Genomic DNA, 24208 nt, shown 5'->3' on the forward strand with positions numbered 1-24208 from the left:
GCACGGGTGTTCAGACGTCAGAACGACGGCATCGCGGAGCGCGGCGCCGCGTCAGGCGGGGTTCCCCACCGGTGGCAGCGGCTCGGCGGGGGCCGCCGGGCCGGTGCCGCCGCCCTTCCGGTCCGCTATGCGCCTGCGGCGGCGCCGCGGGTCGAGCAGTCGCTCCACGACCACGAACGCCCCCTCGACCAGCAGCGCGAGCGCGGCCACCAGCAACGCCCCGGATACCACCTGCGCGGTATCGGTGAGCCGGAAACCCGCGGTGATGATCCGGCCGAGACCACCGCCGCCGGGCAGTGCGGCGAGCGTGGTCGTGGCCACGACCTGCACGGCCGCGGTCCGGACACCGGTGAGGATCAGCGGGAAGGCGAGCGGCAGTTCGACACGGCCGATCAGCTGGCGGCCCGTCATGCCCATGCCCCGCGCCGCCTCGACCACGTCCCGGTCGACCTCGCGCATGCCGACGTACGCGTTGGTCAGCAGCGGGGGGATGGCGAACAGCACCAGCGCGATGATCGTCGGCCACGACCCGTGCGTACCGAGCGGGCTGAGGAGCAGCAGCACCAGCACCGCGAACGTGGGCACCGCGCGGCCGGCGTTGGAGAGGTTCACCGCGAGCGCGCCGCCCCGCCCGACGTGGCCCAGCAGCACGGCGACGGGCAGCGCGATGGCGCAGGAGATCGCCAGGCACACCACGGTCAGGAACAGGTGCTCGCCGAGGCGGAGCCAGATTCCGTCCGCACCGGACCAGTGCGAGCCGGTGGTCAGCCACGTCCAGCTGTTCGCGATGACACTCATCGGGCCGCCGCCTTCTTCCGCTTCCCGGCCCGCGCCCAGGGCGTCAGCAGCCGCTGTACGAGCAGCAGGGCGAGGTCCGCGAGGATCGCGAGGGCCACGCACAGCGCGGACGCGGTGAGCACCTGCGCCTTGAAGAAGCTGTGCATGCCGTCGTAGATGAGATTGCCCAGACCGCCGTAGCCGATGATCGCGCCGACGGTGGTGAGCGAGACCGTGGAGACCGTGGTGATCCGCAGGCCCGCCATCAGGGCGGGCAGCGCGAGCGGGAGCTCGACGCCGAACAGCAGCCGCACCGGCCCGTAGCCCATGCCGCGGGCCGCCTCCCGCGCCTCCTCCGGCACCGAGGCGAGCCCGGCCAGGATGTTCCGCACGAGGATCGTCAGCGAATAGAGCACCAGGCCCGTGACCACGACGGCCACCGACAGCCCGAAGACGGGCACCAGCAGCGAGAACATGGCCAGCGACGGGACGGTGTAGAGGATCGTGGTCATCCCGAGCACCGGCCCGGCCACGCCGCGCCATCTGCGGGCCAGCAGGGCCAGCGGAAAGGCGACGAGCAGCCCGATGGCGACCGACGCGAGCGTGATGCCGACGTGCTGGAGCGTGGCGTCGGTCAGCTCCTGCCCCCGTGTGCGCAGGTATTCGCCGCAGATCCACTCATTGGTGATCAGACAGTTCTGTCCCGCCATCCGCCCTCACCTCCCCCTGGCCCTTGACCCTCGGTTACTGGCGACCCTAACCCCGCGCACTGACATTCGACTGCGGCCGCCACACAACGGCAACAATGTCCGTCAGGAGTACGGCCAGAATGGGGAAGCATGATCCGCTTCGAGCACGTCACCAAGCGCTACGCCGATGGCACGACCGCCGTGGACGACCTGTCGTTCGAGGTGGCGGAGGGTGAGCTGGTCACGCTCGTCGGACCCTCCGGCTGCGGCAAGACCACCACGATGAAGATGGTCAACCGGCTCATCGAGCCGACCAGCGGCCACATCCACCTCGACGGCGAGGACATCGCCACGGTCGACCCCGTGGAGCTGCGTCGCCGTATCGGCTACGTCATCCAGCAGGTCGGCCTCTTCCCGCACAAGACCGTGCTGGAGAACACCGCCACCGTCCCGCACCTGCTGGGCTGGCAGCGCAAGAAGGCCCGCGCCCGCGCGGCCGAGCTGCTGGACCTCGTGGGCCTCGACCCGTCGGTCTACGGCGACCGCTACCCCGACCAGCTCTCCGGCGGGCAGCGCCAGCGGGTGGGGGTGGCGCGCGCCCTGGCCGCCGACCCGCCCGTACTCCTGATGGACGAACCCTTCGGCGCGGTCGACCCCGTCGTCCGCGAGCACCTGCAGAACGAGTTCCTGCGGCTTCAGTCGCAGGTCCGCAAGACCGTCCTGTTCGTCACCCACGACATCGAGGAGGCCGTCCGTCTCGGTGACCGCATCGCGGTCTACGGCAACGGGCGCATCGAGCAGTTCGACCCGCCCGCGGCGGTCCTGGGCGCCCCCGCCACGCCGTACGTCGCCGACTTCGTCGGGGCGGACCGCGGCCTCAAGCGGCTGTCGGTGACCTCCATCGAGCCGGGCGACCTGGAGCAGCCTCCGGTCGTCCACCTCGACGACCGGGTGGTGACGGCGGCCGCCCGCCTGGCCGCTGAGGGCGCGCGCTGGGCCGTCGTCCTGGACGACGCGGACCATCTGCACGGCTGGGTCTCCGCCGACGCGCTGACCGGCTCCGACGGCACCGTCCGGCGGCACTCGCGGCGCATGGACGCCTGGCTGCCGGTGGGTGCCTCGCTCAAGCAGGCGTTCAGCACGATGCTCCAGCACGACGCCGGGTGGATCGCCGTCCTCGACGGCGACGACGCCGACCACTTCCTGGGCGTCCTCACCCCGGCGCGCCTCCACGAGGCGCTGCGCCGCTCGATCGGCGCGGATTCCCGGGGGGCCGCGCGGGGTGACGTGGAGCTGGAGACGATCTCCGGCGTCTGACCCGCGCCGGACGGGCCGGATGGGCCGAGGCCGGCCCCATCCGGCCCGTCCGGCGTGTGAGGACACCGCCGCGCGGCGGAGGTGCGGACAGACGCGCCCCGCGGCGGCTACGCCGCCTTGGCCGCCGTACCGCCGTCCTCGTCGTCGTCCTCGGGAAGCTTGCAGACGCGCTCCAGGAAGAAGCCCGCGGCCACCACGCACGCGCCCGCCAGTACGGACGCGCCCGCGTAGATCGCCTGGTCCCGGCGGGCCGTGACCTCCAGGCCGTCGATGAGCATGAAAACGCCCACCCCGCCGTACATTCCGGCGACCAGCGACGCGACCAGCGCGCTCGCCTGGCCGAAGACGACCGCGCGGGCGGCCAGCAGCGGATCCACGCCCTTGGCGCCGGGCCGCCGCTCACGCTGCGCCCGCAGCCTGGAGCGCAGCGAGAACGCGGTCGCTGCCAGGACGACGGCGATGACCGCCAGCACGATGGGCGCCGCCACCGGCACGCTCGGCAGGGTGCCGACCGAGTCCCACAGCCGGGCGCCCGCCCAGGACAGGACCCCGGCCACCGCGAACAGCCCGACCAGCACACTGACCCGCAGTTGCTTCACTGGGTCGCTCCTCCATGATTCCTCGGCGCACCGGAACTACATGGGCCCAACGGCTACTCGGGCAGTCGAAGTTCCAGGTCGACGCGCGGACTGACGCCGTCCGTACCGACACCGGACAGCAGCTCGACGACCGGGCCGCGGCCGGGCACCACGGCCTCCGGGTCCACGTCGTACCACGGCACCAGGACGAAAGCGCGCTCGTGGGCGCGCGGGTGCGGCAGCGTCAGCAGCGGGTCGTCCGACAAAACATCCTGGTACGTCACGATATCGACATCAAGGGTGCGGGGGCCCCAGCGCTCGTCCCGCACGCGCTCGAAGGCCTCCTCGATGGCGTGTCCGCGCTCCAGCAACGAGGCCGGCGGCAGTGTGGTCTTCACCAGCACCACCGCGTTGTAGTACGGCGGCTGCGTATCGGCGTCGACGCCCCAGGGCCGGGTCTCGTAGACCGGGGAAACCGCCTTGACCCGCAGGCCCGGGGTGTCCTCCAGCGCGTCGATGGCGCCCTGCAGGGTCTCCAGGCGGTTGCCCAGGTTGCTGCCGAGCGAGATCACCGCCCGTTTGGGGTTGCTCAACGTCACATCGGCGGCGTCCACCTGCTCCACCACGGAGGCGGGCACCGGCTGCACGGTCGGGTCGCTGCTGCTCATACTCGGCTCCGGGTAATCGTGATCGTCACATCGTCGAACGGCACGGTGATCGGGGCGTCGGGCTTGTGCACGACGACCTCCACCTCCCGTACCGCTTCGTGCTTGAGGCACTGCTGGGCGATCCGCTCGGCCAGCGTCTCGATCAGGTCGACCGGCTCACCTTGCACCACGCCGACGACCTCCTCGGCCACCACGCCGTAGTGCACGGTCTTCGCGAGGTCGTCCGCGTCCGCGGCGGGCCGGGTGTCCAGGCTCAGCACCAGGTCCACGATGAAGGTCTGGCCCTCCTCGCGCTCCCGGGGGAACACCCCGTGGTGTCCGCGAGCCTTCAAGCCGCGCAGCGCGACACGATCCACACGAATCACTCCTGCTGGTTGTCGGTGTGCGGGAGCGCGCCGACCGCTGCCGGCACATCGCCCGTCCCCTGCCTTCGGCCGGGTTCCCCATCTTCGAATCTACCTGCGCGCACCGACAGTGCCCGCCCACGGGTGCTATGGACAAGGAGGGCATGCGCTGCTAGACGGCTTCCGCCGCGTCTACCCGATGCCCTCGCGCTCCACCCCTACCCCGCCCGCAAGCAGCTCGAACGAGTGATCACATTCCCCTCACACTGACGTCACGCGGACGTCGGGCCGTGACGGACCCCACGCCTCCTACGTGACGCATGCCACTGGCGTATCACCCATTTCGCCCCCGGCCGATACCCGGATCGCGTCGGAACACGCCGGATCACGCCCGGTCCGGGCCGCCCGGCTCCTCGTCCTCGTCGTCCTCGTCCTCACGGCCCGCGAGCACCGGCGAGCCGTGGTGGGACCAGACCTTCCAGTCCTCCCCCACCCGCCGGAAGACGTTCGTCGCCACGACCAGCTGGCCCACCAGCGGCCCCAGCTCGCCCTCCGTCTCCGCGGGACCGCCGCTGAGGATGTTCTCCGTGCAGGTCACCAGCGCCGTGTCACCGGCGACCGCGACCTCCACGTCGGTGAGGAAGAACTGGATGTAGTCGGTGCTCGCCATGATCAGCGCGTACGAGCGGAGCACCTCGCCCCGCCCCCGCAGCACCGGCCATCCCGGATGCACACACGAGACGTCGGTATCGGGGCTGTCCAGCCACAGGCTGTCCATGGCCGCCGTGTCGCCGCGCTCCACCGCCTCGTACAGCGCGGTGTTCGCCAGCTCGACCCGCTCGCTGTCCGTGCGCGCTGTGCTCACCAGGCCCCCTCGGCGGCGGCCGCGGCCGCCGCACCCTCTACGGCTCTCGCGACGCGGACGGCGTCCGCGCTCGCACCCACTTCGTGCACCCGCACCGCCCACGCGCCCTCGCGCGCCGCGAGGGCGGAGACGGCGGCCGTCGCCGCGTCCCGCTCGCGGGCCGGGGGCGGACTGCCCTCGTCCCCGGCCAGCACCCGGCCGAGGAACCGCTTCCGGGAGGCGGCCACCAGCATCGGCAGCTCCAGCTCCCGGCGCAGGTGCGCCAGCCGGGCGACCAGCGCCAGATCGTGTTCGGCGTTCTTCGCGAAGCCCAGACCCGGGTCCACCACGATCCGCCGGGGGTCGACACCCCCCGCCACGACGGCCTCCACCCGCTGCCGCAGCTCGGTGAGCACCTCGGCGACCACGTCCCCGTAGACGGCCCGGCTGTTCATGTCGGCGCTGAAGCCCCGCCAGTGCATCACCACGAACGGCACCCCGGCCGCGGCCACCACGGGCACCATCTCCGGATCGGCGAGCCCACCGCTCACATCGTTGACCAGCACCGCACCGGCCGCGACCGCCGCCTCCGCGACCGAGGCCCGCATGGTGTCCACGGAGACCACCACGCCCTCGCCCGCCAGACCGCGCACCACCGGGACCACCCGGCGCAGCTCCTCCGCCTCGTCCACCCGCGAGGCCCCGGGCCGGGTGGACTCGCCACCCACGTCGACCAGGTCGGCGCCGCCCGTGACCAGGTCCAGGCCCCGCTTGACCGCCGCGGCGGTGTCGAACCAGTGGCCGCCGTCGGAGAACGAATCGGGCGTGACGTTGACCACGCCCATCACCGCACAGCGGTCCCACTCCGGCAGCCCGACAGGTCCGAAACCGCGCAACGTACTCATGCCCACCAGCCTAGGGCGTGCGGCAAAAAGAACGCCCCCTGCCCGAAAGGTCGGACAGGGGGCGTTATTCCGCACGCTACGCGCGGGCGTCGCACGGTCAGGCCGCGCGGGTGACCTCGTTCCGCGCGGGGGCGACGTCCTCGTCGTGCTCGCAGGGCTTCGGCTCCGCCGGGCGGCGGCGCAGCAGCCGCGGCAGCTCCAGGAAGCCTTCCGCCTGCATCATCGCGAAACCGATGCGAGGCAGGTCGCGGCTGTTCGGGAAGACGATGAAGCGCGGCTCCCAGCGCGGCCGGAACTTCTCGTTGAACTTGTACAGCGACTCGATCTGGAACCAGCGCGAGAGGAAGATCAGCACCGCGCGCTGGACGCGCACGACCGGGCCCGCGCCGAGCTTGCCGCCGCGCTCCAGGGCGGAGCGGAAGAACGCGAAGTTCAGCGACATGCGCTTGATCTTCAGCTCGGGCGCCGCCTGCAGGAAGGCGACGATGAGCAGCTCGTTCATGCCCGGGTCGGCGCTGCGGTCGCGGCGCATCAGCTCCAGCGAGCTGCCCTCCGGGCCCCACGGCACGTAGTGCTGCATGGCCTTCAGATCACCGAAGGGGGCGTCCTCGCCCTCCTCCGGGTCCTTGTGGGCGGTGGCGATGACCGCGTCCAGGTCCTTCGGGTCACCGATCCGGCCCAGCGCCATGGAGAAACCGCGCTCGTCCTCGGTGTCGCGCCAGGCGTTGGCGGCCTTCTGGACGACCTCCAGCTCCTCGGGGCTCAGGTCGCCGACCCGGCGCACCTTGGTGCTGTAGCCGTTGCGCTCGATGCGCTTGACCATCTGGCGGACGTTGCGCATGGAACGCCCGGAGAGGCTGAAGTCGGCCACGTCGACGATGGCCTCGTCACCCATTTCCAGCGCGTCCAGCCCGGTCTCCCGGGTCCACACCTCGCCACCGGTCTCGCTGCAGCCGGCGACCGCGGGGGTCCAGGAGTGGCGCTTGGCCAGGTCCATGAACTGCTCTATCGCGCCCGGCCAGGCCTCGACGTCACCGATGGGGTCGCCACTGGCGAGCATCACGCCGGAGACGACGCGGTAGGAGACGGCGGCCTTGCCCGAGGGCGAGAAGACGACGCTCTTGTCGCGGCGCAGCGCGAAGTGACCGAGCGAGTCGCGCTCACCGTGCTTGGCGAGCAGCTCGCGCAGCCGGTCCTCGTCCTCCTCGGTGAGGACGGGCGCCGGGTACGCCGGGCGGAACGCCAGGTAGGCGGTGGTGGCCACGGTCAGCAGACCGAGGGCACCAAGGGAGTAGCCCACGGTGTAGTCGACGCCACCCGTATAGCGGATCGACCCCTCGAAACCGAAGAGGCCCCAGATCACGTGCTCGATCTGCTCCAGCACCGGCGGGTCGCCGACCATCTTGTTCGCGTGCGAACCGACGATCACCCAGCCCAGGCCGAAACTCGCCCCGCCCATGAGAATGAAGTTGGCGACCGCCTTCCAGCGGCTGCGGGGGTCCGGCAACGCGGCGAAGGACTTCCGGTGCCTGAGCAGATAGACGAAGAGCAGCAGCGTGAGCGCGGTGCCCACCCGGGAGTGCTGGTAGATCAGCTGCGCGGCGGCGCCGACCGGCAGCACCACGACGGCGGCGAGCCAGGCCCGCTGCTTGGCCCGCTTGAGGCCGTGCGCCAGCATCAGCAACAGGATGCCGACGATGATCGAGCCGGCCGCGGCCAGCTGCGTCACCGTGCCGGGCAGCACCTCGGAGAGCGCGTGCATCCTGCTCCACCGGTACCGGGGGACGACCCCGGCCACGATGTCCGCCAGACCGATGAGCGCGGCGACCGTGCCCACGACGGCAGGCACGTTCTCGGGCTTGGGCCCTTTGAGGATGCGCGCGAGCCCCGACAGTCGCTTGGCCCCCTCGGGAACCCCATCGGACTTTTTGCCATCTACCCTGACAGACATCTCTTCCCGTCGTCCTGTCGAGTGGACCTGCGCCGTCTGGCGGCAGCGCCCGGACTTAATGCGCCCTGTAGGACGACGGTTTCGGGGTTGAGGTTCCGCCGGGGGCCAAGCCCGGAAAGAAGTAACCATTCCGCGACTCGGGCCTCCGGTCGCTCTGGCAGAAAGCACCTCATGGGTCTCACCAGCATGGCAGTACTGCTGCTGGCCATCTCGGCCGCGGTAGTGCTCTTCGCGTTGACCATTTGGCTCTGGCCCCGCCTGGGCAAGAAGAGCGTCGGATCGATCCTGGGCCGCGTCGGCATGATGCTCGCCACGCAGCTGACGCTGTTCGCGGCGATAGGCCTCTGGGCGAACCAGTCCTTCGGTTTCTACGGCTCCTGGGCCGACCTCTTCGGGCAGGTCAACCAGGAGGGCGTCGTCGTGGACCACAGCGCCAGCGGCAAGCGGGTGCAGGTCGTGAGCACGCAGGCGGTGAAGGTGCCGCGCGGCGATGTACCGCGGGTCGGCGGCAAGATCGAGAAGATCAATGTCGCGGGCGTCGATTCGAAGATCAACGGCCCGGCATATGTCTACCTGCCGCCGGAGTACTTCCAGCCGGAGTACGCCAAGAAGACCTTTCCGGCCTCCGTCGTCCTGACCGGCTACCCGGGCACTTCCGAGGCGCTCATCAAGGGCCTGGACTACCCGGTGCGCGCGCATAAGCTCGCCAAGGCGAAGAAGATGCAGCCCACCATTCTGGTCATGATGCGCCCGTCCGTGGTGGGCCAGCGCGACACCGAATGCATTGACATACCCAACGGCCCCCAGGCCGAGACCTTCTTCACGAAGGATCTCCGCAAGGCGGTCTCCCAGCGTTACCGCGTCGGCGACAAGGCCGCGAACTGGGGCATCATCGGCAACTCCACCGGCGGCTACTGCGCGCTGAAGATCGCCATGCGCCACCCCGAGGCCTACAGCGCCGCCGCCTCGCTCTCCGGCTACTACAAGGCCCTGCAGGACCCCACCACCGGTTCCCTCTTCGGCGGCAGCAAGAAGCTGGAGAACGAGAACGACGTGATGTGGCGGCTGAAGAACAAGAAGACCCCGCCGATCTCGGTCCTGGTGACCAGCAGCGAGCAGGGCGAGCACAACTACAAGGACACCTTGAAGTTCATCAAGATGGCCAAGAGTGACGCCCGGGTCTCCTCGATCATCCTCGACAGCGGCGGCCACAACTTCAACACGTGGCGCCGTGAGCTGAACCCCACCCTCCAGTGGATGGGCGGCCGTCTCAGCGCGTAGCGCGCCCGGCCCGCCTCAGCGGGCCATGATCAGGCTCATCGCCTCCGCGCGGGTAGCGGGGTCACGCAGCTGGCCCCGCACCGCCGACGTCAGCGTCTTGGCACCGGGCTTCCGGATGCCCCGCATGGACATGCACATGTGCTCGCACTCGATGACCACGACCACGCCGCGCGGCTCGAGGATCTGCATCAGCGAATCGGCGATCTGCGTCGTGAGCCGCTCCTGCACCTGCGGGCGGCGGGCGTAGACGTCCACCAGGCGGGCCAGCTTCGACAGGCCCGTTATCTTCCCGCTCGTGGCCGGGATGTAGCCGACGTGCGCCACGCCGTGGAACGGCACCAGGTGGTGCTCACAGGTGCTGTAGACCTCGATGTCCCGCACCAGCACCATCTCGTCGTGGCCGATGTCGAACGTCGTGGTCAGAACGTCCTCCGGCTCCTGCCACAGCCCGGCGAAGATCTCCTTGTACGCCCGCGCGACGCGCGCCGGCGTCTCCCGCAGGCCCTCCCGGTCCGGGTCCTCCCCGACCGCGATGAGCAGCTCGCGGACGGCGCTCTCGGCCCGCTTCTCGTCGAATGCGCCGACGGGGCCCTCGATGTCCAGCGTCACCGGGTCGGTCATGGGAGTTGCCTCGTTCTCTCGTACGTTCTGCGCGGCCCGGACATGCGAGATGCCGCACCCCCAGGCTAATAACCTGGGCGGTGCGGCATCCATTCCGGGCCCGTGGGGCACCGGTCACATCCTGCCGGTCAGCTCTCCGGGGTGGCGTTGCCGCCGCCGTAGGAGCGCGGGGCGTCCTCGGGGAGGTCGGCCGGCGGCGCGGGCTGGACCCCGTTGCTCGGTGCCAGCTCCTTGGGGGAGAGCACCGGCGGGCGGGTCGAGGGCGTACGCCGCGAGGAGCCGGTCCACGCCGGGCGGGCCGGGCGCTTCACGATGTGCTTGAAGACCTCGGCGATCTCCTCCTTGTTCAGCGTCTCCTTCTCCAGGAGGGCCAGAACCAGGTTGTCGAGAACGTCGCGGTTCTCGACGAGGATCTCCCACGCCTCGTTGTGCGCGGTCTCGATGAGCTTCTTGACCTCTTCGTCGACCAGCGCGGCGACCTCTTCGGAGTAGTCGCGCTGGTGCGCCATCTCACGGCCCAGGAATGGCTCGCTGTTGTCCGAGCCGAACTTGATCGCGCCGAGCCGCTCGGTCATGCCGTACTGCGTGACCATCGCGCGGGCCGTGGCGGTGGCCTTCTCGATGTCGTTGGCGGCACCGGTGGTCGGGTCGTGGAAGACCAGCTCCTCGGCCGCGCGGCCGCCCAGCATGTACGCCAGCTGGTCGAGCATCTCGTTGCGCGTGGTGGAGTACTTGTCCTCGTCGGGCAGGACCATGGTGTAGCCGAGCGCACGGCCCCGGGACAGGATCGTGATCTTGTGCACCGGGTCGGAGTTCGGAGACGCCGCCGCGACCAGGGCGTGACCGCCCTCGTGGTACGCGGTGATCTTCTTCTCCTTGTCGCTCATGATCCGGGTCCGCTTCTGCGGTCCGGCCACGACACGGTCGATCGCCTCGTCCAGCGAGTGGTTGTCGATCAGCTTCTTGTCGCTGCGGGCCGTGAGCAGCGCCGCCTCGTTCAGCACGTTCGACAGGTCCGCGCCGGTGAAGCCGGGCGTACGCCGGGCGACGGCACCCAGGTCGACGTCCGGGGCGACCGGCTTGCCCTTCTGGTGAACCTTGAGGATCTCCAGGCGGCCCTGCATGTCCGGGCGGTCGACGGCGATCTGCCGGTCGAAGCGGCCCGGGCGCAGCAGCGCGGGGTCGAGGATGTCGGGGCGGTTCGTGGCGGCGATCAGGATGACGCCGCCCTTCACGTCGAAGCCGTCCATCTCGACCAGCAGCTGGTTGAGGGTCTGCTCACGCTCGTCGTGACCACCGCCGAGGCCCGCGCCACGGTGCCGGCCGACGGCGTCGATCTCGTCGACGAAGACGATGGCCGGGGCGTTGGCCTTGGCCTGCTCGAACAGGTCACGGACCCGGGAGGCACCCACACCGACGAACATCTCGACGAAGTCGGAACCCGAGATCGAGTAGAACGGCACGCCCGCCTCGCCGGCGACGGCGCGCGCGAGCAGCGTCTTGCCCGTTCCGGGCGGGCCGTAGAGCAGCACACCCTTGGGGATCTTGGCGCCGACGGCCTGGAACTTCGCCGGCTCCTGGAGGAACTCCTTGATCTCGTGGAGTTCCTCGACCGCCTCGTCGGACCCGGCCACATCGGCGAAGGTCGTCTTCGGGGTGTCCTTGGTGATGAGCTTGGCCTTGGACTTCCCGAAGTTCATGACCCGGGAGCCGCCGCCCTGCATCTGGTTCATCAGGAACAGGAAGACCACGACGATGAGCACGAACGGCAGCAGCGAGAGCAGCACCCCGATGAAGGGGTTCTGCTTCGACGTGGCGATGTTGTACCCGTCGGGCAGCGTGTCCTTGTTGTCGTCGTCGGCCTTGGCCTGAAGATCCTTGGAGATCTCGACGCCCTGGTCGCCGATGTAGTTCGCCTGGATCTTGGAACTGCCCTTGACCTTCTGGCCCGCCTTGAGTTCGACCTTGACCTTGTTCTCGTCACCGGTCGTCAGCTCGGCCGATTTCACCAGGTTCTTGTCGATCGCGTTGACGACCTGACTGGTGTCCACCGACTTGTAGCCGCCGGACGAGCCGACGACCTGCATCAACACGACCACGGCGAGGACGGCCAGCACGATCCACATGACCGGCCCACGGAAGTAGCGCTTCACGTCCATCCATACGGGGCGCAAGCGCCCCGTCCCTCCTGCCACAGTGAGGCACGGCCGCCCCTGACCGGGGTGCCTGTGCGTACGGTGTTCTGCTCGACCTTGCAGTGCTTGCTAGCAGTGCTTGAAAAGAATGCTTGAAACTACTGACCTTCGGACGGTACCCCAGCATTGTCACCCGACGCTGCCGGAGACCGTCAAACAAAACCGTCTTCGCATGCTCCAACGGCGGGAACCGTCGGTCGGTTCCCGCCCGCCGGAGAGGGGCCCGGACCGGGGCCGGACGGCTCAGCCGCCGTAGACGTGCGGCGCGAGCGTGCCCACGAAGGGCAGGTTGCGGTACTTCTCCGCGAAGTCGAGGCCGTAACCGACGACGAACTCGTTGGGGATGTCGAAGCCGACCCACTTCACGTCGATGGCGACCTTGGCCGCCTCCGGCTTGCGCAGCAGGGTGACGACCTTGAGGGACGCGGGCTCGCGCGAACCGAGGTTCGACAGCAGCCACGACAGCGTCAGACCGGAGTCGATGATGTCCTCGACGATCAGGACGTGCTTGCCCTTGATGTCGGTGTCGAGGTCCTTGAGGATCCGGACCACGCCGGAGGACTGCGTGCCCGCGCCGTACGAGGACACCGCCATCCAGTCCATGGTCACGGGCGTCGACAGCGCACGCGCCAGGTCCGCCATGACCATCACGGCGCCCTTGAGGACACCGACGATCAGCAGGTCCTTGCCCGCGTACTCCGCGTCGATCTCCGCCGCCAGCTCGGCCAGCTTCGCGTCGATCTCTTCCTTGGTGATGAGCACCGACTTGAGGTCGGTGCCCATGTCCTTGTCGTCCACCCGCGCCACTCCGCTTGTTTAAGGCTCATCCGGCTCATCCGAGGCGAGCAGAGGCTCGTTCGCCGCTCGTTCGAATCAGCCCTGCCGGATGACCAGTCTGCCACCCTGCCTGCGAACCGCGACGCGCCCGGGCAGGTTGATGGCCCCCTGGCCGCGCCAACCGGTGATCAGCCGGTCGACTTCCTCGATGTGCCGGGCGAAGAGCGAACCGGCCGGGGAGCCCGCCGAGATGGCCGCGCGGCGCAGCACGCGGCGGCGGACCGCGGGGGGCAGCCGGTAGAGCTTGGCGGCCTCCAGGGCGCCCGTCTCGTCGCGCACGGAGGGCTCCACGTCGGCGGCCCAGGCGTCGAGGGCGTCCGCGTCGTCCCGGGAGAGCCGGGCGGTACGGGCGAGGGCCTCGACGACGCCCTTGCCGAGCGCCTTCTCCAGAACGGGCAACGCCTCGTGGCGGACCCGGGAGCGGGTGTACGCCGGGTCCTCGTTGTGCGGGTCGTCCCAGACGGGGAGCGACTGGACCATGCACGCCTTGCGGGCGGTCTGCCGGTCCAGACCGAGGAAGGGCCGGCGGTAGCGGCCGCCGGCGCCGGAGGCGACGGCCATGCCGGACAGCGAGCGGATGCCCGAGCCGCGGGCGAGGCCGAGCAGTACGGTCTCCGCCTGGTCGTCCCGGGTGTGGCCGAGGAGGACCGCGGCGGCGCCGTGGCGCTCCGCGGCGGCGTCCAGGGCGGCGTAGCGGGCGTCACGGGCGGCGGCCTCGGGGCCGCCTTCCCTGCCCACGGTGACCGTCACGGCCTCGACGGGGTCGAGGCCGAGGGCGGCGAGACGGCTGACGACCTCCGCGGCGCGGAGGTCCGAGCCGTGCTGGAGGCCGTGGTCGACGGTGACCCCGCCGGCCCGGACCCCGAGCCTGGGGGCCTCGAAGGCGAGGGCGGAGGCGAGCGCCATGGAATCGGCGCCACCGGAGCAGGCGACGAGGACGAGCGGCCGGCGGCCCCCGGAGGGCACGGCGACGGGCGGAGCGAGGGTGAGGACGTCGTGGAGTACGCGGCGGACCGCCAGGCGTATCGCGGCGACCGCGGGATGTGGACCCATGTCCCTGTGTCCAATCGTTCCAATGGAGGGGGTACGGAGGGGGTTCCGAACTCTGCGAGCTTCGAGCATCAGTCACGCTGTGTGCGTTGATGGTGACAGAAGCGAGCCTTTACCCGAGCATCGCACGCCCACCCTTGGCTCACGGTCCCTCGGACGGGTGATTACGGGGGCGTTCATCCCACAGGGGGCGTGTTCGAATTACTTCTCGGATTTACGGTGCACCCGTGCGACCCACTCCGCGGGTTTGGCGATCTCCGCCTTGGTCGGGAGCGTGTTGGGTGAGGTCCATACCCGGTTGAACCCGTCCATGCCGACCTCGTCGACCACGGCCCGCACGAACCGCTCGCCGTCGCGGTACTGCCGGAGTTTCGCATCCAGTCCGAGCAGCTTGCGCAGCGCCGCGTCCAGCCGGCCCGCACCGCGCGCCCGCCGCTGCTGGAACTTCTCCCGGATCTCGGTGACCGACGGCACGACCTGCGGTCCGACCCCGTCCATCACATAGTCGGCGTGCCCCTCCAGCAGCGACATCACGGCCGTCAGCCGGGCCAGGATCTCCCGCTGCGCGGGGGTCTGGACCAGGTCCACGATGCTCGGCGTGCCGCCGTCCTCGCCCTCCGGCCTGCCGCCCGCCAGCGACTGGGCGGCCTCGCGCAGCCGCTCCAGCAGCGTCGCCGGATCGACCTCGGTCTCGCTCAGGAACGCCTGGATCTCGCTCTCGATATGGGCGCGCAGCCAGGGCACGGCCGTGAACTGCGTGCGGTGCGTCTCCTCGTGCAGACACACCCACAGCCGGAAGTCGTGCGGGTCCACCTCCAGCTCGCGCTCGACGTGGACGATGTTCGGCGCGACGAGCAGCAGCCGTCCGCCGCCCGCGCCGGCACCGGGGAGATCGCCGGAGCCCGGGGCGAAGGTCTCGTACTGGCCGAGCACCCGGGACGCCAGGAACGACAGCAGCATCCCCAGCTCGACACCGGTCACCTTGCCGCCGACGGCACCGAGCACGGCCGTGCCCGTGCCGCTGCGGCGGTCCTGCATCTTCTCCAGCAGCGGCCCGAGGATCGCCCGGAACCCCTCGACGTTCGCCTTGATCCACCCGGCCCGGTCCACGACGAGCACGGGCGTGTCACCCGTGAAGGCGGCGCCCTCCTTGACCGGTGGTGTCATTCGCGTGAACGCCCGGACGTGCTCCTCCGACGCCTTCGCGTGCCGCCGCAGCTCCGCGACGATCGCCCGCGCGTCCTCCCGGCTCACTTCCGGCCCCGGCCGCACGAGCCGGGTCGCGGTCGCCACCGCGAGCTTCCAGTCGACCATCTCCGTACCACCGAGGCTTGTCATGGCTTTCACGTTACGTGCTGCGCACGGCTTGCGGTGAGGGGTTCCCGCCGCGCGCTTCGACCGTTGCCGCCTTCCCCGTCGATTCCCGCCCCGCGGGCGGTTGCCGCCGCGCGCAGCGGCGACCGTCAACGACAGCCGCAGCCGGCCACCGCGGTCGACAGGCGGTCCAGGGCTCGCTGCGCACCGTCCGGGTCACCGGAACCCGTCGTCATGAACGCGAAGGCCAGCAGTCGGCCGTCCGCGTCGACCGCCGTGCCGGCCAGGGAGTTCACCCCCGTCAGGGTGCCGGTCTTCGCGCGCACCGCACCACGGCCCGCGGCATAGTCGTCGGCTTCGTAGCGCGAGCGCAGCGTTCCGCTGAAGCCCGCCACGGGCAGCCCGGTGAGGACCGGCCTCAGTTCCGGGTGGCCGGGGTCCGCCGCGCGGGCCAGGAGCCGGGCGAGGAGGGCCGCCGAGACCCGGTCGGCGCGGTCGAGGCCGCTGCCGTCGGCGAGGTGGACGCCGGACATGGGCAGGCCCAGCCCGGCCAGGCGGTCGGTGACGGCCTTCGCCGCGCCCTCGAAGCTCGCCGGCTGTTTGGAGGCGAGCGCGGTCTGCCGGGCGAGGGCCTCGGCGATGTCGTTGTCGCTGTAGGTCAGCGACCGCTCGACCAGGGCGGAGACCGGCGGGGAGGAGACCACGGCGATACGTTCCGCCTTCGCCGGTGCCGAGCCGCCGGACGGATCACCGTCGATCTCGACGCCCCGCTCGCGCAGCAGGGAGGCGAACTCCCCCGCCGCGTCGGCGGCCGGGTCGGTGCCGCGCTCGGCGGGTCCGTGATCGGAGTCGTCCTGACGCGCCTCGTCGAGCATGAGCGCGCTCAGGGGGGCGATGTTCTCGTTCGGGCCGATGACGTGCTGCGCGGGCCCCGAGTAGCGGGAGGTGTCGTACGTGAGCTTGGTGCGGGTGGTGCCGCGTGCCTTGAGGGCGCGGGCCGTGGCGTCGGCCAGCGTCCGCAGGCTCGCGTCCGCCGTGCCCTGCCGGGCCGTGAGGGTCGGGTCGCCGCCGCCGACGAGCACGATGCCGTCCCCGCCCGTCACCACCGTCGTGTCGATGCGGTGGTCGGGGCCGAGCGCCGAGAGCGCGGCGGCGGCCGTGGCCAGTTTGACGGTGGAGGCGGGGGTGTAGGGGGTGTCCTGGTCCGCGCCGTAGAGCTGCTCGCCGGTGGCGACGTCGACCACGGACGCCGAGCGGTCGGGGCCCAGGCCCCCGTCCTCCAGCAGCGGCTTCAGCGTGTCGGCCAGACCGCTTCGGGTGGGGGCCGGGGCGGCGGCGTGCCCGGACCTGCCGCCGGGGGCGCCGGGCTGCCCGCCGAGGGGGGCGAGGACCTCGGCGGCGCGGGGGAAACGGGCCCCGGCGTGACGCTCGCCACCCGTCGCCGCGACGGCGGCGGCGCGGGCGCGCTCGGCCTTACGCTGGCCCGAGTCCCAGGGACCGGCGGCCACCGCGGCGCCGGTCGCGACCACGAGGCCCGTCGCGGCGGCCGCGGCGGTGAACCGTACGGTCCGCCGCTGCTCTCGTGGGGCGTTCCGCCACCACCTGAACTGCCACGTTCTGGCCTCAGGCACTACGGACCAGCCCCTTTCGCCACCACACACCTGCGTGAGGGACACTTAATCACTGCGCTTCACCGAGAGCACGGCACCCGCACCCGGTAGCGCGAAGCACCCAGACGCATGTGTTGATCATGAAGGAGCCACCCGTGGAGTTCGACGTCACCATCGAGATCCCGAAGGGTTCGCGGAACAAGTACGAGGTGGACCACGAGACCGGTCGCATCCGTCTGGACCGCCGACTCTTCACCTCGACCAGCTACCCGGCCGACTACGGCTTCGTCGAGAACACCCTCGGTGAGGACGGCGACCCGCTGGACGCCCTCGTCATCCTGGACGAGCCCACCTTCCCGGGCTGCCTCATCAAGTGCCGCGCCATCGGCATGTTCCGCATGACGGACGAGGCCGGCGGCGACGACAAGCTGCTCTGCGTTCCCGCCTCGGACCCGCGCGTGGAGCACCTGCGCGACATCCACCACGTGTCGGAGTTCGACCGCCTCGAGATCCAGCACTTCTTCGAGGTCTACAAGGACCTCGAGCCCGGCAAGTCCGTCGAGGGTGCCGACTGGGTGGGCCGCGCCGAGGCCGAGGCCGAGATCGAGGCCTCCTACAAGCGCCTCGAGGCCGCGGGCGGCTCGCACCACTGAGTGTGCTGACGCACCACACGTGACGGGCTGGTTTTCGGCTGAGTTCAGCCGAAAACCAGCCCGTCCGGCGTTTGAGGACCGGGGTGCGGGGCGGAGCCCCGCCTAGAACCCTCTGGTCCGCTTGGCCGCACGGCGCCCCGGCGCCGGCGGGCCCGGGACCTTCAGGAAGAGCCGGGCGACCTCGGAGCCCAGGTTCACCCCGATGGCGATGGCCAGGGCGAGGGCCGCGGCCCTGGTGAGGCTGGCGATACCGGCGTTCAGTTCGTTCTTCGCGATGTTCAGCAGCGCGAAGTACGTGGCGCTACCGGGCAGCAGCGGGCCGATGGCCGCCGTGACGTAGGGCAGCGCGGACGCGTACCGGTAGCGGGACAGCAGCTGGCCGAAGAGGCCGACGACCCCGGCGGCGATGGCCGTGGCGGGGACCGGGTCCATCCCGGCCGTGTCGGCGAGGGCCGCGTAGATGACCCACGCGACGCCGCCGTTGACCGTGGCCCACAGCACGGTGTGACGTTCCTGCTGGAGCAGCACCGCGAAGGCGAGGGCCAGCAGCATGGCCGCGATGATCTGGATGACGGGCCGCTCGACGTGTTCCAGCGCCGCCTCGGGGTCGAGCGTCCCGACGCCGCCGAAGTGCACGCCCCCGTAGAGGACCATCAGGACGCCGCAGACGATGCCCGCGATGAGGTAGCCGACTTCCAGCAGCCGGGCCGCGGCGGTGATGTAGTAGCCGGTCAGGCCGTCCTGGACGCCCGCGACGAGGGCCCGCCCGGGGATCAGGGCGAACAGCCCACCGGTGATCACCGCGGACGCCTGGACGTCCGGGTGGCTGGCGCTGATCGCGACGCCCATCGCGGCGGGCGGCATGGCCGCCGCGACGAACTGGTAGAACTCCGGCAGTCCGCGCCCCGAGGCCAGCCAGGCCAGCCGGTCGCCGAGCACCGCCCCGGCCGCCGCCGCGAGGAAGACCACGAGCCCGCCGCCCACGAGCATGGACGCGGCGCCCGCGAGCAGCCCGGAGGCGAGGGTGAGTCCCCAGCCCGGGTAGGGGTGGCGGTTGCGGCGGATCTCGGCGAGACGGCCGTAGGACTCCTCCAGGGTGAGCCCCTGCGAGGTGATGTCGTGCACGAGCCGGAAGACGGCGGAGAGCCGGTTGTAGTCGGTGCCGCGCCGGCGGACCGTGCGGTTGGCGGTGACCGGGTCGTCGACGAGGGACGGCTGGTAGCTCACGGTCAGCAGGGTGAAGGTGACGGTCGGCTCGCAGCGGTCGAGCCCGTAGGCGTGCGCGACGCCGAACATCGCCGCCTCGACGTCCTCGGCGCCCTCACCGCCGGCGAGCAGCAGCTCGCCGATGCGCAGGGTCAGGTCGAGCACGCGCGGGACGGCCGGACCGGCCTCGTCGGGCTTGCCGGGCCGCTCGGGGGCCGGCCGCTCCCCCACCGGCATGCGCAGCATCGTGCGCATGCGGTCCTGCCAGGGCACTTCCTTGGTGAGGTTGACCTTGGGTATGCCGTAGGGCGGCGTGAAGGCCGCGAAGGGCGTCCCCTGGGTGGTGCTGCCGCTCGGCCCGGCGGTGCCCGGCGGGAGGGTGAAGGCGGAGCCCTCGGGTTCGTTCTCCGGTTCGGGGGCGACGCCCTCGGGCACGGCGAACTCGGAGGTGGGGTGGTCGTCCTCCGGCGGGGCCGGTAGGGGCACGCCCAGCGGCGGGGTGAAGGCGCTGTGCGCCTCGTCGGACTGCGGTTTGCGGTCCTCGGCCGCTTCCGCGTCCGCGGCGTTGCCGCCGCCCCACTGCCGATCCGCCACCGTCGCTCCTCGTACGCCCGCCCTGTTTACGCCACCATGCACGATCAGTGGCGCGTGTGCCCAGTGGGGGCTCGCACATGCGGACGAAAGCGCCCCACTTCGGCCCCGACCTGGGTCGGGACCGCAGCGGGGCGGCTGTCGGCGGAGGGGGTCAGCGCTTGGCGTGCCGGCCGCGCTGGGCCGGCGGGCGGCCGTCCTCGGGGCCGCCGCCGGGGACCGGGGGGGCCTTCTTGGCCTGGGAGCGGGCGCGCAGGAACTCGATGGCGATCGGGACGACCGAGATCAGCACGATCGCGACCAGCATCGCCTCGATGTTCGTCTTGACGAACTCGACGTTGCCGAGCGCGGCGCCCAGCAGCGTCACCCCGGCGCCCCACAGGGTGCCGCCGATGATGTTGAAGATCAGGAAGGAGCGGTAGTTCATCCGGACGACGCCCGCGATGATCGGCGTGAACGTCCGGATCACCGGCACGAAGCGGGCGAGCACCAGGGACTTCGGCCCGTACTTCTCGAAGAAGTCGTGGGCCTTCTCGACGTTCTCCTGTTTGAAGATCTTCGAGTCGGGGCGCTTGAAGAGCGACGGCCCGACCTTCCGGCCGAAGAGGTAGCCCGCCTGGTCGCCGAGGACGGCGGCGAGCACGACGAGCAGACAGACCAGCCACAGCGGCTTGTCCAGCGTGCCCGCCGTGACCAGCAGGCCGGTCGTGAACAGAAGCGAGTCTCCCGGCAGGAAGAAGCCGATGAGCAAGCCCGACTCGGCGAAGACGATGGCCAGCACGCCGTAGAGGCCGAACTCACCGATCAGGTAGTCCGGGTCCAGCCACTGGGGGCCGAGCGCGAGGGTGGTCATGGGGGTCACGGGGACAGGCTCCTGGGTCGAGGCGCAGGCTCGTGCGAGGCCCGGGCACAGGCGGGGGGAGGCGTATGTGCGGCCCCAAGTTATCAACGCGGCCGCCACAGTCCTGGTTCCAGCGGGTGGCCGGAGGTCCGCACCCGGTCGGCGCAACGATCCGGCCCCGGCGTGCGTCTCGGTCGACAACCGGCAAAACTGCACAACACGGAGGTGGATGCGATGGGCATCGAGGATTTCGGCGGCGGCCAGAGCCAGTCGGATGTGCTGGTGGTCACCACGAACGACGTGCCCGGCTACCGGGTCGACAAGGTCATCGGTGAGGTCTTCGGCCTGACGGTCCGCTCCCGGCACCTCGGCAGCCAGATCGGCGCCGGCCTGAAGTCCCTGATCGGCGGCGAACTCAAGGGCCTGACCAAGACCCTGGTCGAAACCCGCAACCAGGCCATGGAACGGCTGGTCGAGCAGGCCAGGGCGCGCGGCGCCAACGCGGTGCTGATGTTCCGCTTCGATGTGACCGAGGCGGCGGACGTGGGCACGGAGGTCTGCGCCTACGGCACGGCCGTGGTGATCTCTCAGCAGTAGCCGATCCGACACGTCCGGAGCCGGCGGACCGGGGCCCGGGGCGGGCCCCGGTCTGAAACCGCACAGCGAGGGGTACGCGCGGATCATGGCACTGCACAAGGGCACGGACGACCTGACGGACGCCGCCAAGCGGAGTTTCCCCGTCAATCCCTTCTACGGCGAGGCCGACCCGCTCGGCGGCATGGCGTCGGAGCCACCGCGCGACGCCCTGCCCGAGGGGCCGATGGCTCCCCACTCCGCGTACCAGTTCGTCCACGACGAGCTGATGCTCGACGGCAATTCCCGGCTCAACCTGGCGACCTTCGTCACCACCTGGATGGAGCCCCAGGCGGGGGTGCTCATGGCGGAGTGCCGGGACAAGAACATGATCGACAAGGATGAGTACCCGCGCACCGCGGAGCTGGAGAAGCGCTGTGTGCGGATGCTCGCCGACCTCTGGAACGCCCCCGACCCGGCCGCGGCCGTCGGCTGCTCGACGACCGGGTCGAGCGAGGCGTGCATGCTCGCCGGGATGGCCTTCAAGCGGCGGTGGACGCTCGCGAACGCGCACCGCTATCCGTCGGCCGGTGCCCGGCCCAATCTCGTCATGGGCGCGAACGTCCAGGTCTGCTGGGAGAAGTTCTGCAACTTCTGGGAGGTCGAGGCCCGGGTGCTGCCCATGGAGGGCGACCGCTTCCACCTCGATCCCGCCGGGGCCGCGGCGCTCTGCGACGAGAACACCATCGGGGTCGTCACCGTGCTCGGCTCCACCTTCGACGGGTCCTACGAGCCGGTGGCCGGCATCTGCGCGGCGCTGGACGAACTCCAGGAGCGCACGGGCCTCGACATCCCCGTCCATGTGGACGGCGCGTCGGGCGCGATGGTCGCGCCGTTCCTCGACGAGGAGCTGGTGTGGGACTTCCGGCTGCCGCGCGTCGCGTCGATCAACACCTCCGGCCACAAGTACGGACTGGTCTACCCGGGGGTGGGCTGGGCGCTGTGGCGGGACGCCGCCGCCCTGCCCGAGGAGCTGGTCTTCCGCGTCAACTACCTGGGCGGGGACATGCCGACGTTCGCGCTCAACTTCTCCCGGCCGGGCGCGCAGGTCGCCGCGCAGTACTACACCTTCCTGCGGCTGGGCCGGGAGGGCTACCGGGCGGTGCAGCAGAACACCCGTGACGTGGCCCGCACCCTGGCCGACGGGATCGAGGCGTTCGGCGACTTCCGGCTGCTGACGCGCGGCGACGAGCTGCCCGTCTTCGCGTTCACGACGGCCGACGACGTGACGGCCTTCGACGTGTTCGACGTGTCGCGGCGGCTGCGGGAGCGCGGCTGGCTGGTGCCCGCCTACACCTTCCCGCCGGACCGGGAGGACCTGTCGGTGCTGCGCGTGGTCTGCCGCAACGGCTTCTCGCGCGACCTCGCCGACCTGTTCCTCGAGGACCTGGGCGCCCTTCTGCCGGAGCTGCGGCGGCAGCCGGGACCGCTGGACCGGCCCCAGGCCGTCGCCACCGCCTTCCATCACTGAGCCCCCCGCCCCGGCGGGGGCGGCTCAGCGCCCCAGCCCCCGGTAGCGCCGCAGGGCGAGCGGAGCGAAGACCACGAGCAGGAGCAGCGGCCAGGCCACGGCCATCGCGGGGGCGTGCTGGGCCGCCCAGGAGCCGCCGTCCGTCCCGGTGTTGCCGAAGAGTTCCCGGACGGCGGCGGCGGTGGCCGACATCGGGTTCCACTCGGCGACGGTGCCGAGCCAGCCGGGCATCGTCTCGGCGGACGCGAAGACGTTGGAGAGGAAGCCGACCGGCCAGATGAGGATCTGCACGGCCTGGACGAGTTCGGGCTTGCCCGCCACCATCGCCAGATAGATGCCGAGCCACAGCATCGCGAACCGCAGCAGGAGCAGCAGCCCCACGGCCTGGAGGGCGTTGCCGAGGCCGTCGTGCCAGCGCCAGCCCATCAGCAGTCCGACGCCGATCATCGCGAGCAGGCCGAGCACCGACTGCAGCATGTCCAGGACGCTGCGGCCGACGAGGACGGCGGAGGGCGCCATCGGCAGGGACCGGAAGCGGTCGATGACGCCTTTGTCGAGGTCCCGGGTGACGGCGACCATCGTGCCTTCCAGGCCGAAGGCCATGGTCAGCGCGAGCATGCCGGGGACCAGGAACTCCTTGTAGTCGCCGCCGCCCGGGACGGTCATGCCGCCGCCGAGGAAGTAGGCGAACATCAGCAGCATCATGACCGGGAAGGCGAGGCCGACGAGCACCTGGACGGGTTGGCGGGCCCAGTGCGCGAGGCCGCGCCGGGTCATGGTCCAGGAATCGGCGAGGACCCATGCCCAGGGGTGCGCCGGTGCGGTGGGGTGGGTCATGCGGCCGCTCCTTCCTTGGTTTCGGTGCCGGCCGGTGCGGCACCGGTGACGTGCAGGAACACCTCGTCGAGCGTGGGGCGGCGCAGGGCGATGTCGGCCGCCTCGATGCCGGCCGCGTCGAGTGCCCGTACGGTCTCGGTCAGGGCGGCCATCCGGTCGGCGACCGGCGCGCTGATCAGCCGGCGGTCGGGATCGGTGGTGACCGTCGCCGCGCGGGCGGCCCCGGCCACGACGGCTCCGGCGGCGGCCAGGGCGCCGGCGTCGCGTACGACGACGTCGATGCGGTCGCCGCCGAGCCGGGCCTTGAGTTCGTCGGGGGTGCCGGCCGCGATGACCCTGCCGGAGTCGACGACGGAGATCCGGTCGGCGAGCTGGTCGGCCTCCTCCAGGTACTGGGTGGTCAGCAGCACGGTCGTACCGCCGTCGACCAGGGAGCGCACCGAGTCCCACACCTCGGTGCGGCCGCGCGGGTCGAGCCCGGTGGTGGGCTCGTCGAGGAAGAGCACCTCGGGGGCCAGGACCAGCGCGGCGGCGAGGTCGAGGCGGCGGCGCATGCCGCCGCTGTAGCGGGCGACGGGCTTGCGCCCGGTGTCGGCCAGGCCGAAGCGCTCCAGCAGTTCCCCGGCCCGGGCGGCGGCCCGGCGGGGGCCGAGGTGGTAGAGCCTGCCGAACATGTCGAGGTTCTGCCGGCCGCTCAACTCCTCGTCCACCGCCGCGTGCTGGCCGAGCAGACCGATCCGCCGGCGGACCTCGTCGGGCCGGGCCAGTACGTCGTGCCCGGCCACTTCCGCCCGGCCGGCGTCGGGGCGCGACAGGGTGGCGAGGATACGGACGGCCGTGGTCTTGCCGGCCCCGTTGGGGCCCAGCAGCCCGTGGACGGTGCCGCGCGGGACGGTGAGGTCCAGGCCGTCGAGGGCGTTCTTCTTCCCGTAGGTCTTCCGCAGTCCTTCGACAACGATCGCGTGACCGGTGTCAGTCAATGCGCTCTCCTCCCC

Annotated in this window: 23 protein-coding genes; 5 read left to right on the forward strand and 18 right to left on the reverse strand. The window is 71.1% G+C overall.

What is annotated here, in order from left to right:
• Positions 1 to 51: 51 nt before the first annotated feature.
• Together ACZ6MA_RS28570 and ACZ6MA_RS28575 are read right to left on the reverse strand one after the other, a co-directional pair.
• On the reverse strand, positions 52 to 798 hold the full coding sequence (locus ACZ6MA_RS28570) for an ABC transporter permease (RefSeq protein ID WP_469437155.1): 747 nt from the start codon (positions 796 to 798) through the stop codon (positions 52 to 54).
• The gene (locus ACZ6MA_RS28575) at positions 795 to 1487 is read right to left on the reverse strand and encodes an ABC transporter permease (RefSeq protein ID WP_469437157.1); all 693 of its coding nucleotides are present in this window, start codon (positions 1485 to 1487) and stop codon (positions 795 to 797) included. Before ACZ6MA_RS28575 ends, ACZ6MA_RS28570 begins: the two co-directional genes overlap by 4 nt.
• A 129-nt stretch (positions 1488 to 1616) precedes the next feature.
• Between ACZ6MA_RS28575 and ACZ6MA_RS28580 the strand changes: the two genes are divergently transcribed.
• Positions 1617 to 2783, forward strand: coding sequence for an ABC transporter ATP-binding protein (locus ACZ6MA_RS28580; protein ID WP_469437159.1), 1167 nt, complete (start codon positions 1617 to 1619; stop codon positions 2781 to 2783).
• 107 nt (positions 2784 to 2890) lie between these two features.
• On the opposite strand, the gene ACZ6MA_RS28585 is transcribed toward ACZ6MA_RS28580, so the two are convergent.
• The 6 genes from ACZ6MA_RS28585 to ACZ6MA_RS28610 all read right to left on the reverse strand — a co-directional run bounded on the left by ACZ6MA_RS28585 (position 2891) and on the right by ACZ6MA_RS28610 (position 8073).
• The gene (locus ACZ6MA_RS28585) at positions 2891 to 3382 is read right to left on the reverse strand and encodes a DUF3180 domain-containing protein (RefSeq protein ID WP_469437161.1); all 492 of its coding nucleotides are present in this window, start codon (positions 3380 to 3382) and stop codon (positions 2891 to 2893) included.
• A 53-nt stretch (positions 3383 to 3435) separates the two neighbouring features.
• Positions 3436 to 4029, reverse strand: coding sequence for a 2-amino-4-hydroxy-6-hydroxymethyldihydropteridine diphosphokinase (folK, locus tag ACZ6MA_RS28590; protein WP_469437163.1), 594 nt, complete (start codon positions 4027 to 4029; stop codon positions 3436 to 3438).
• A complete protein-coding gene (gene folB, locus ACZ6MA_RS28595) occupies positions 4026 to 4385 on the reverse strand; it encodes a dihydroneopterin aldolase (protein WP_130878302.1) in 360 nt (119 codons plus the stop codon). The genes folK and folB overlap by 4 nt, the downstream gene beginning before the upstream one ends.
• 373 nt (positions 4386 to 4758) lie before the next feature.
• Positions 4759 to 5238, reverse strand: coding sequence for a nuclear transport factor 2 family protein (locus ACZ6MA_RS28600; RefSeq protein ID WP_469437165.1), 480 nt, complete (start codon positions 5236 to 5238; stop codon positions 4759 to 4761).
• Positions 5235 to 6122, reverse strand: a complete 888-nt coding sequence (gene folP, locus ACZ6MA_RS28605) for a dihydropteroate synthase (protein WP_469437166.1) — start codon at positions 6120 to 6122, stop codon at positions 5235 to 5237. The genes ACZ6MA_RS28600 and folP overlap by 4 nt, the downstream gene beginning before the upstream one ends.
• Positions 6123 to 6219: 97 nt before the next feature.
• Positions 6220 to 8073, reverse strand: coding sequence for a phosphatidylglycerol lysyltransferase domain-containing protein (locus ACZ6MA_RS28610; protein ID WP_469437168.1), 1854 nt, complete (start codon positions 8071 to 8073; stop codon positions 6220 to 6222).
• A gap of 171 nt (positions 8074 to 8244) precedes the next feature.
• Between ACZ6MA_RS28610 and ACZ6MA_RS28615 the strand changes: the two genes are divergently transcribed.
• Entirely contained in the window at positions 8245 to 9354 is a 1110-nt protein-coding gene (locus tag ACZ6MA_RS28615) for an alpha/beta hydrolase (protein ID WP_469437170.1), read from the forward strand.
• Positions 9355 to 9369: 15 nt separating this feature from the next.
• Here ACZ6MA_RS28615 and folE read toward each other — a convergent pair whose 3' ends face one another.
• From folE to dacB, 6 genes are all read right to left on the reverse strand, one after another.
• Entirely contained in the window at positions 9370 to 9975 is a 606-nt protein-coding gene (folE, locus tag ACZ6MA_RS28620) for a GTP cyclohydrolase I FolE (RefSeq protein ID WP_469437172.1), read from the reverse strand.
• Positions 9976 to 10103: 128 nt separating this feature from the next.
• Positions 10104 to 12134 (reverse strand): ATP-dependent zinc metalloprotease FtsH, encoded by a 2031-nt coding sequence (gene ftsH / locus ACZ6MA_RS28625; RefSeq protein ID WP_469437358.1) that lies wholly within the window; start codon positions 12132 to 12134, stop codon positions 10104 to 10106.
• A 279-nt stretch (positions 12135 to 12413) separates the two neighbouring features.
• Positions 12414 to 12953, reverse strand: coding sequence for a hypoxanthine phosphoribosyltransferase (gene hpt / locus ACZ6MA_RS28630; RefSeq protein ID WP_130878793.1), 540 nt, complete (start codon positions 12951 to 12953; stop codon positions 12414 to 12416).
• Positions 12954 to 13043: 90 nt separating this feature from the next.
• Positions 13044 to 14060 carry a tRNA lysidine(34) synthetase TilS gene (gene tilS, locus ACZ6MA_RS28635; protein ID WP_469437173.1) on the reverse strand — a complete coding sequence of 339 codons (1017 nt, stop codon included), beginning with the start codon at positions 14058 to 14060 and terminating at the stop codon, positions 13044 to 13046.
• A gap of 198 nt (positions 14061 to 14258) precedes the next feature.
• Positions 14259 to 15395 (reverse strand): zinc-dependent metalloprotease, encoded by a 1137-nt coding sequence (locus ACZ6MA_RS28640; protein ID WP_469437175.1) that lies wholly within the window; start codon positions 15393 to 15395, stop codon positions 14259 to 14261.
• 125 nt (positions 15396 to 15520) lie between these two features.
• Positions 15521 to 17002, reverse strand: a complete 1482-nt coding sequence (gene dacB / locus ACZ6MA_RS28645) for a D-alanyl-D-alanine carboxypeptidase/D-alanyl-D-alanine endopeptidase (RefSeq protein ID WP_469437177.1) — start codon at positions 17000 to 17002, stop codon at positions 15521 to 15523.
• Positions 17003 to 17136: 134 nt separating this feature from the next.
• Between dacB and ACZ6MA_RS28650 the strand changes: the two genes are divergently transcribed.
• Positions 17137 to 17634, forward strand: coding sequence for an inorganic diphosphatase (locus ACZ6MA_RS28650; RefSeq protein WP_130878794.1), 498 nt, complete (start codon positions 17137 to 17139; stop codon positions 17632 to 17634).
• 102 nt (positions 17635 to 17736) lie between these two features.
• Here ACZ6MA_RS28650 and ACZ6MA_RS28655 read toward each other — a convergent pair whose 3' ends face one another.
• Together ACZ6MA_RS28655 and ACZ6MA_RS28660 are read right to left on the reverse strand one after the other, a co-directional pair.
• Positions 17737 to 19434 (reverse strand): threonine/serine exporter family protein, encoded by a 1698-nt coding sequence (locus ACZ6MA_RS28655; protein ID WP_469437179.1) that lies wholly within the window; start codon positions 19432 to 19434, stop codon positions 17737 to 17739.
• A gap of 151 nt (positions 19435 to 19585) precedes the next feature.
• Positions 19586 to 20284 carry a DedA family protein gene (locus tag ACZ6MA_RS28660; protein WP_469437360.1) on the reverse strand — a complete coding sequence of 233 codons (699 nt, stop codon included), beginning with the start codon at positions 20282 to 20284 and terminating at the stop codon, positions 19586 to 19588.
• Between the two features lie 222 nt (positions 20285 to 20506).
• On the opposite strand from ACZ6MA_RS28660, the gene ACZ6MA_RS28665 reads away from it, so the two are divergent.
• Complete coding sequence (locus ACZ6MA_RS28665) at positions 20507 to 20869, forward strand: YbjQ family protein (RefSeq protein WP_469437181.1); 363 nt, start codon at positions 20507 to 20509, stop codon at positions 20867 to 20869.
• 85 nt (positions 20870 to 20954) lie between these two features.
• Positions 20955 to 22376, forward strand: a complete 1422-nt coding sequence (locus ACZ6MA_RS28670) for a glutamate decarboxylase (protein WP_469437183.1) — start codon at positions 20955 to 20957, stop codon at positions 22374 to 22376.
• 24 nt (positions 22377 to 22400) lie between these two features.
• Here ACZ6MA_RS28670 and ACZ6MA_RS28675 read toward each other — a convergent pair whose 3' ends face one another.
• Together ACZ6MA_RS28675 and ACZ6MA_RS28680 are read right to left on the reverse strand one after the other, a co-directional pair.
• The gene (locus tag ACZ6MA_RS28675) at positions 22401 to 23213 is read right to left on the reverse strand and encodes an ABC transporter permease (RefSeq protein ID WP_469437185.1); all 813 of its coding nucleotides are present in this window, start codon (positions 23211 to 23213) and stop codon (positions 22401 to 22403) included.
• A complete protein-coding gene (locus tag ACZ6MA_RS28680; RefSeq protein WP_469437187.1) occupies positions 23210 to 24193 on the reverse strand; it encodes an ATP-binding cassette domain-containing protein in 984 nt (327 codons plus the stop codon). Before ACZ6MA_RS28680 ends, ACZ6MA_RS28675 begins: the two co-directional genes overlap by 4 nt.
• Positions 24194 to 24208 lie beyond the last annotated feature (15 nt).

Source organism: Streptomyces sp. NPDC042259 (genome assembly GCF_055582085.1).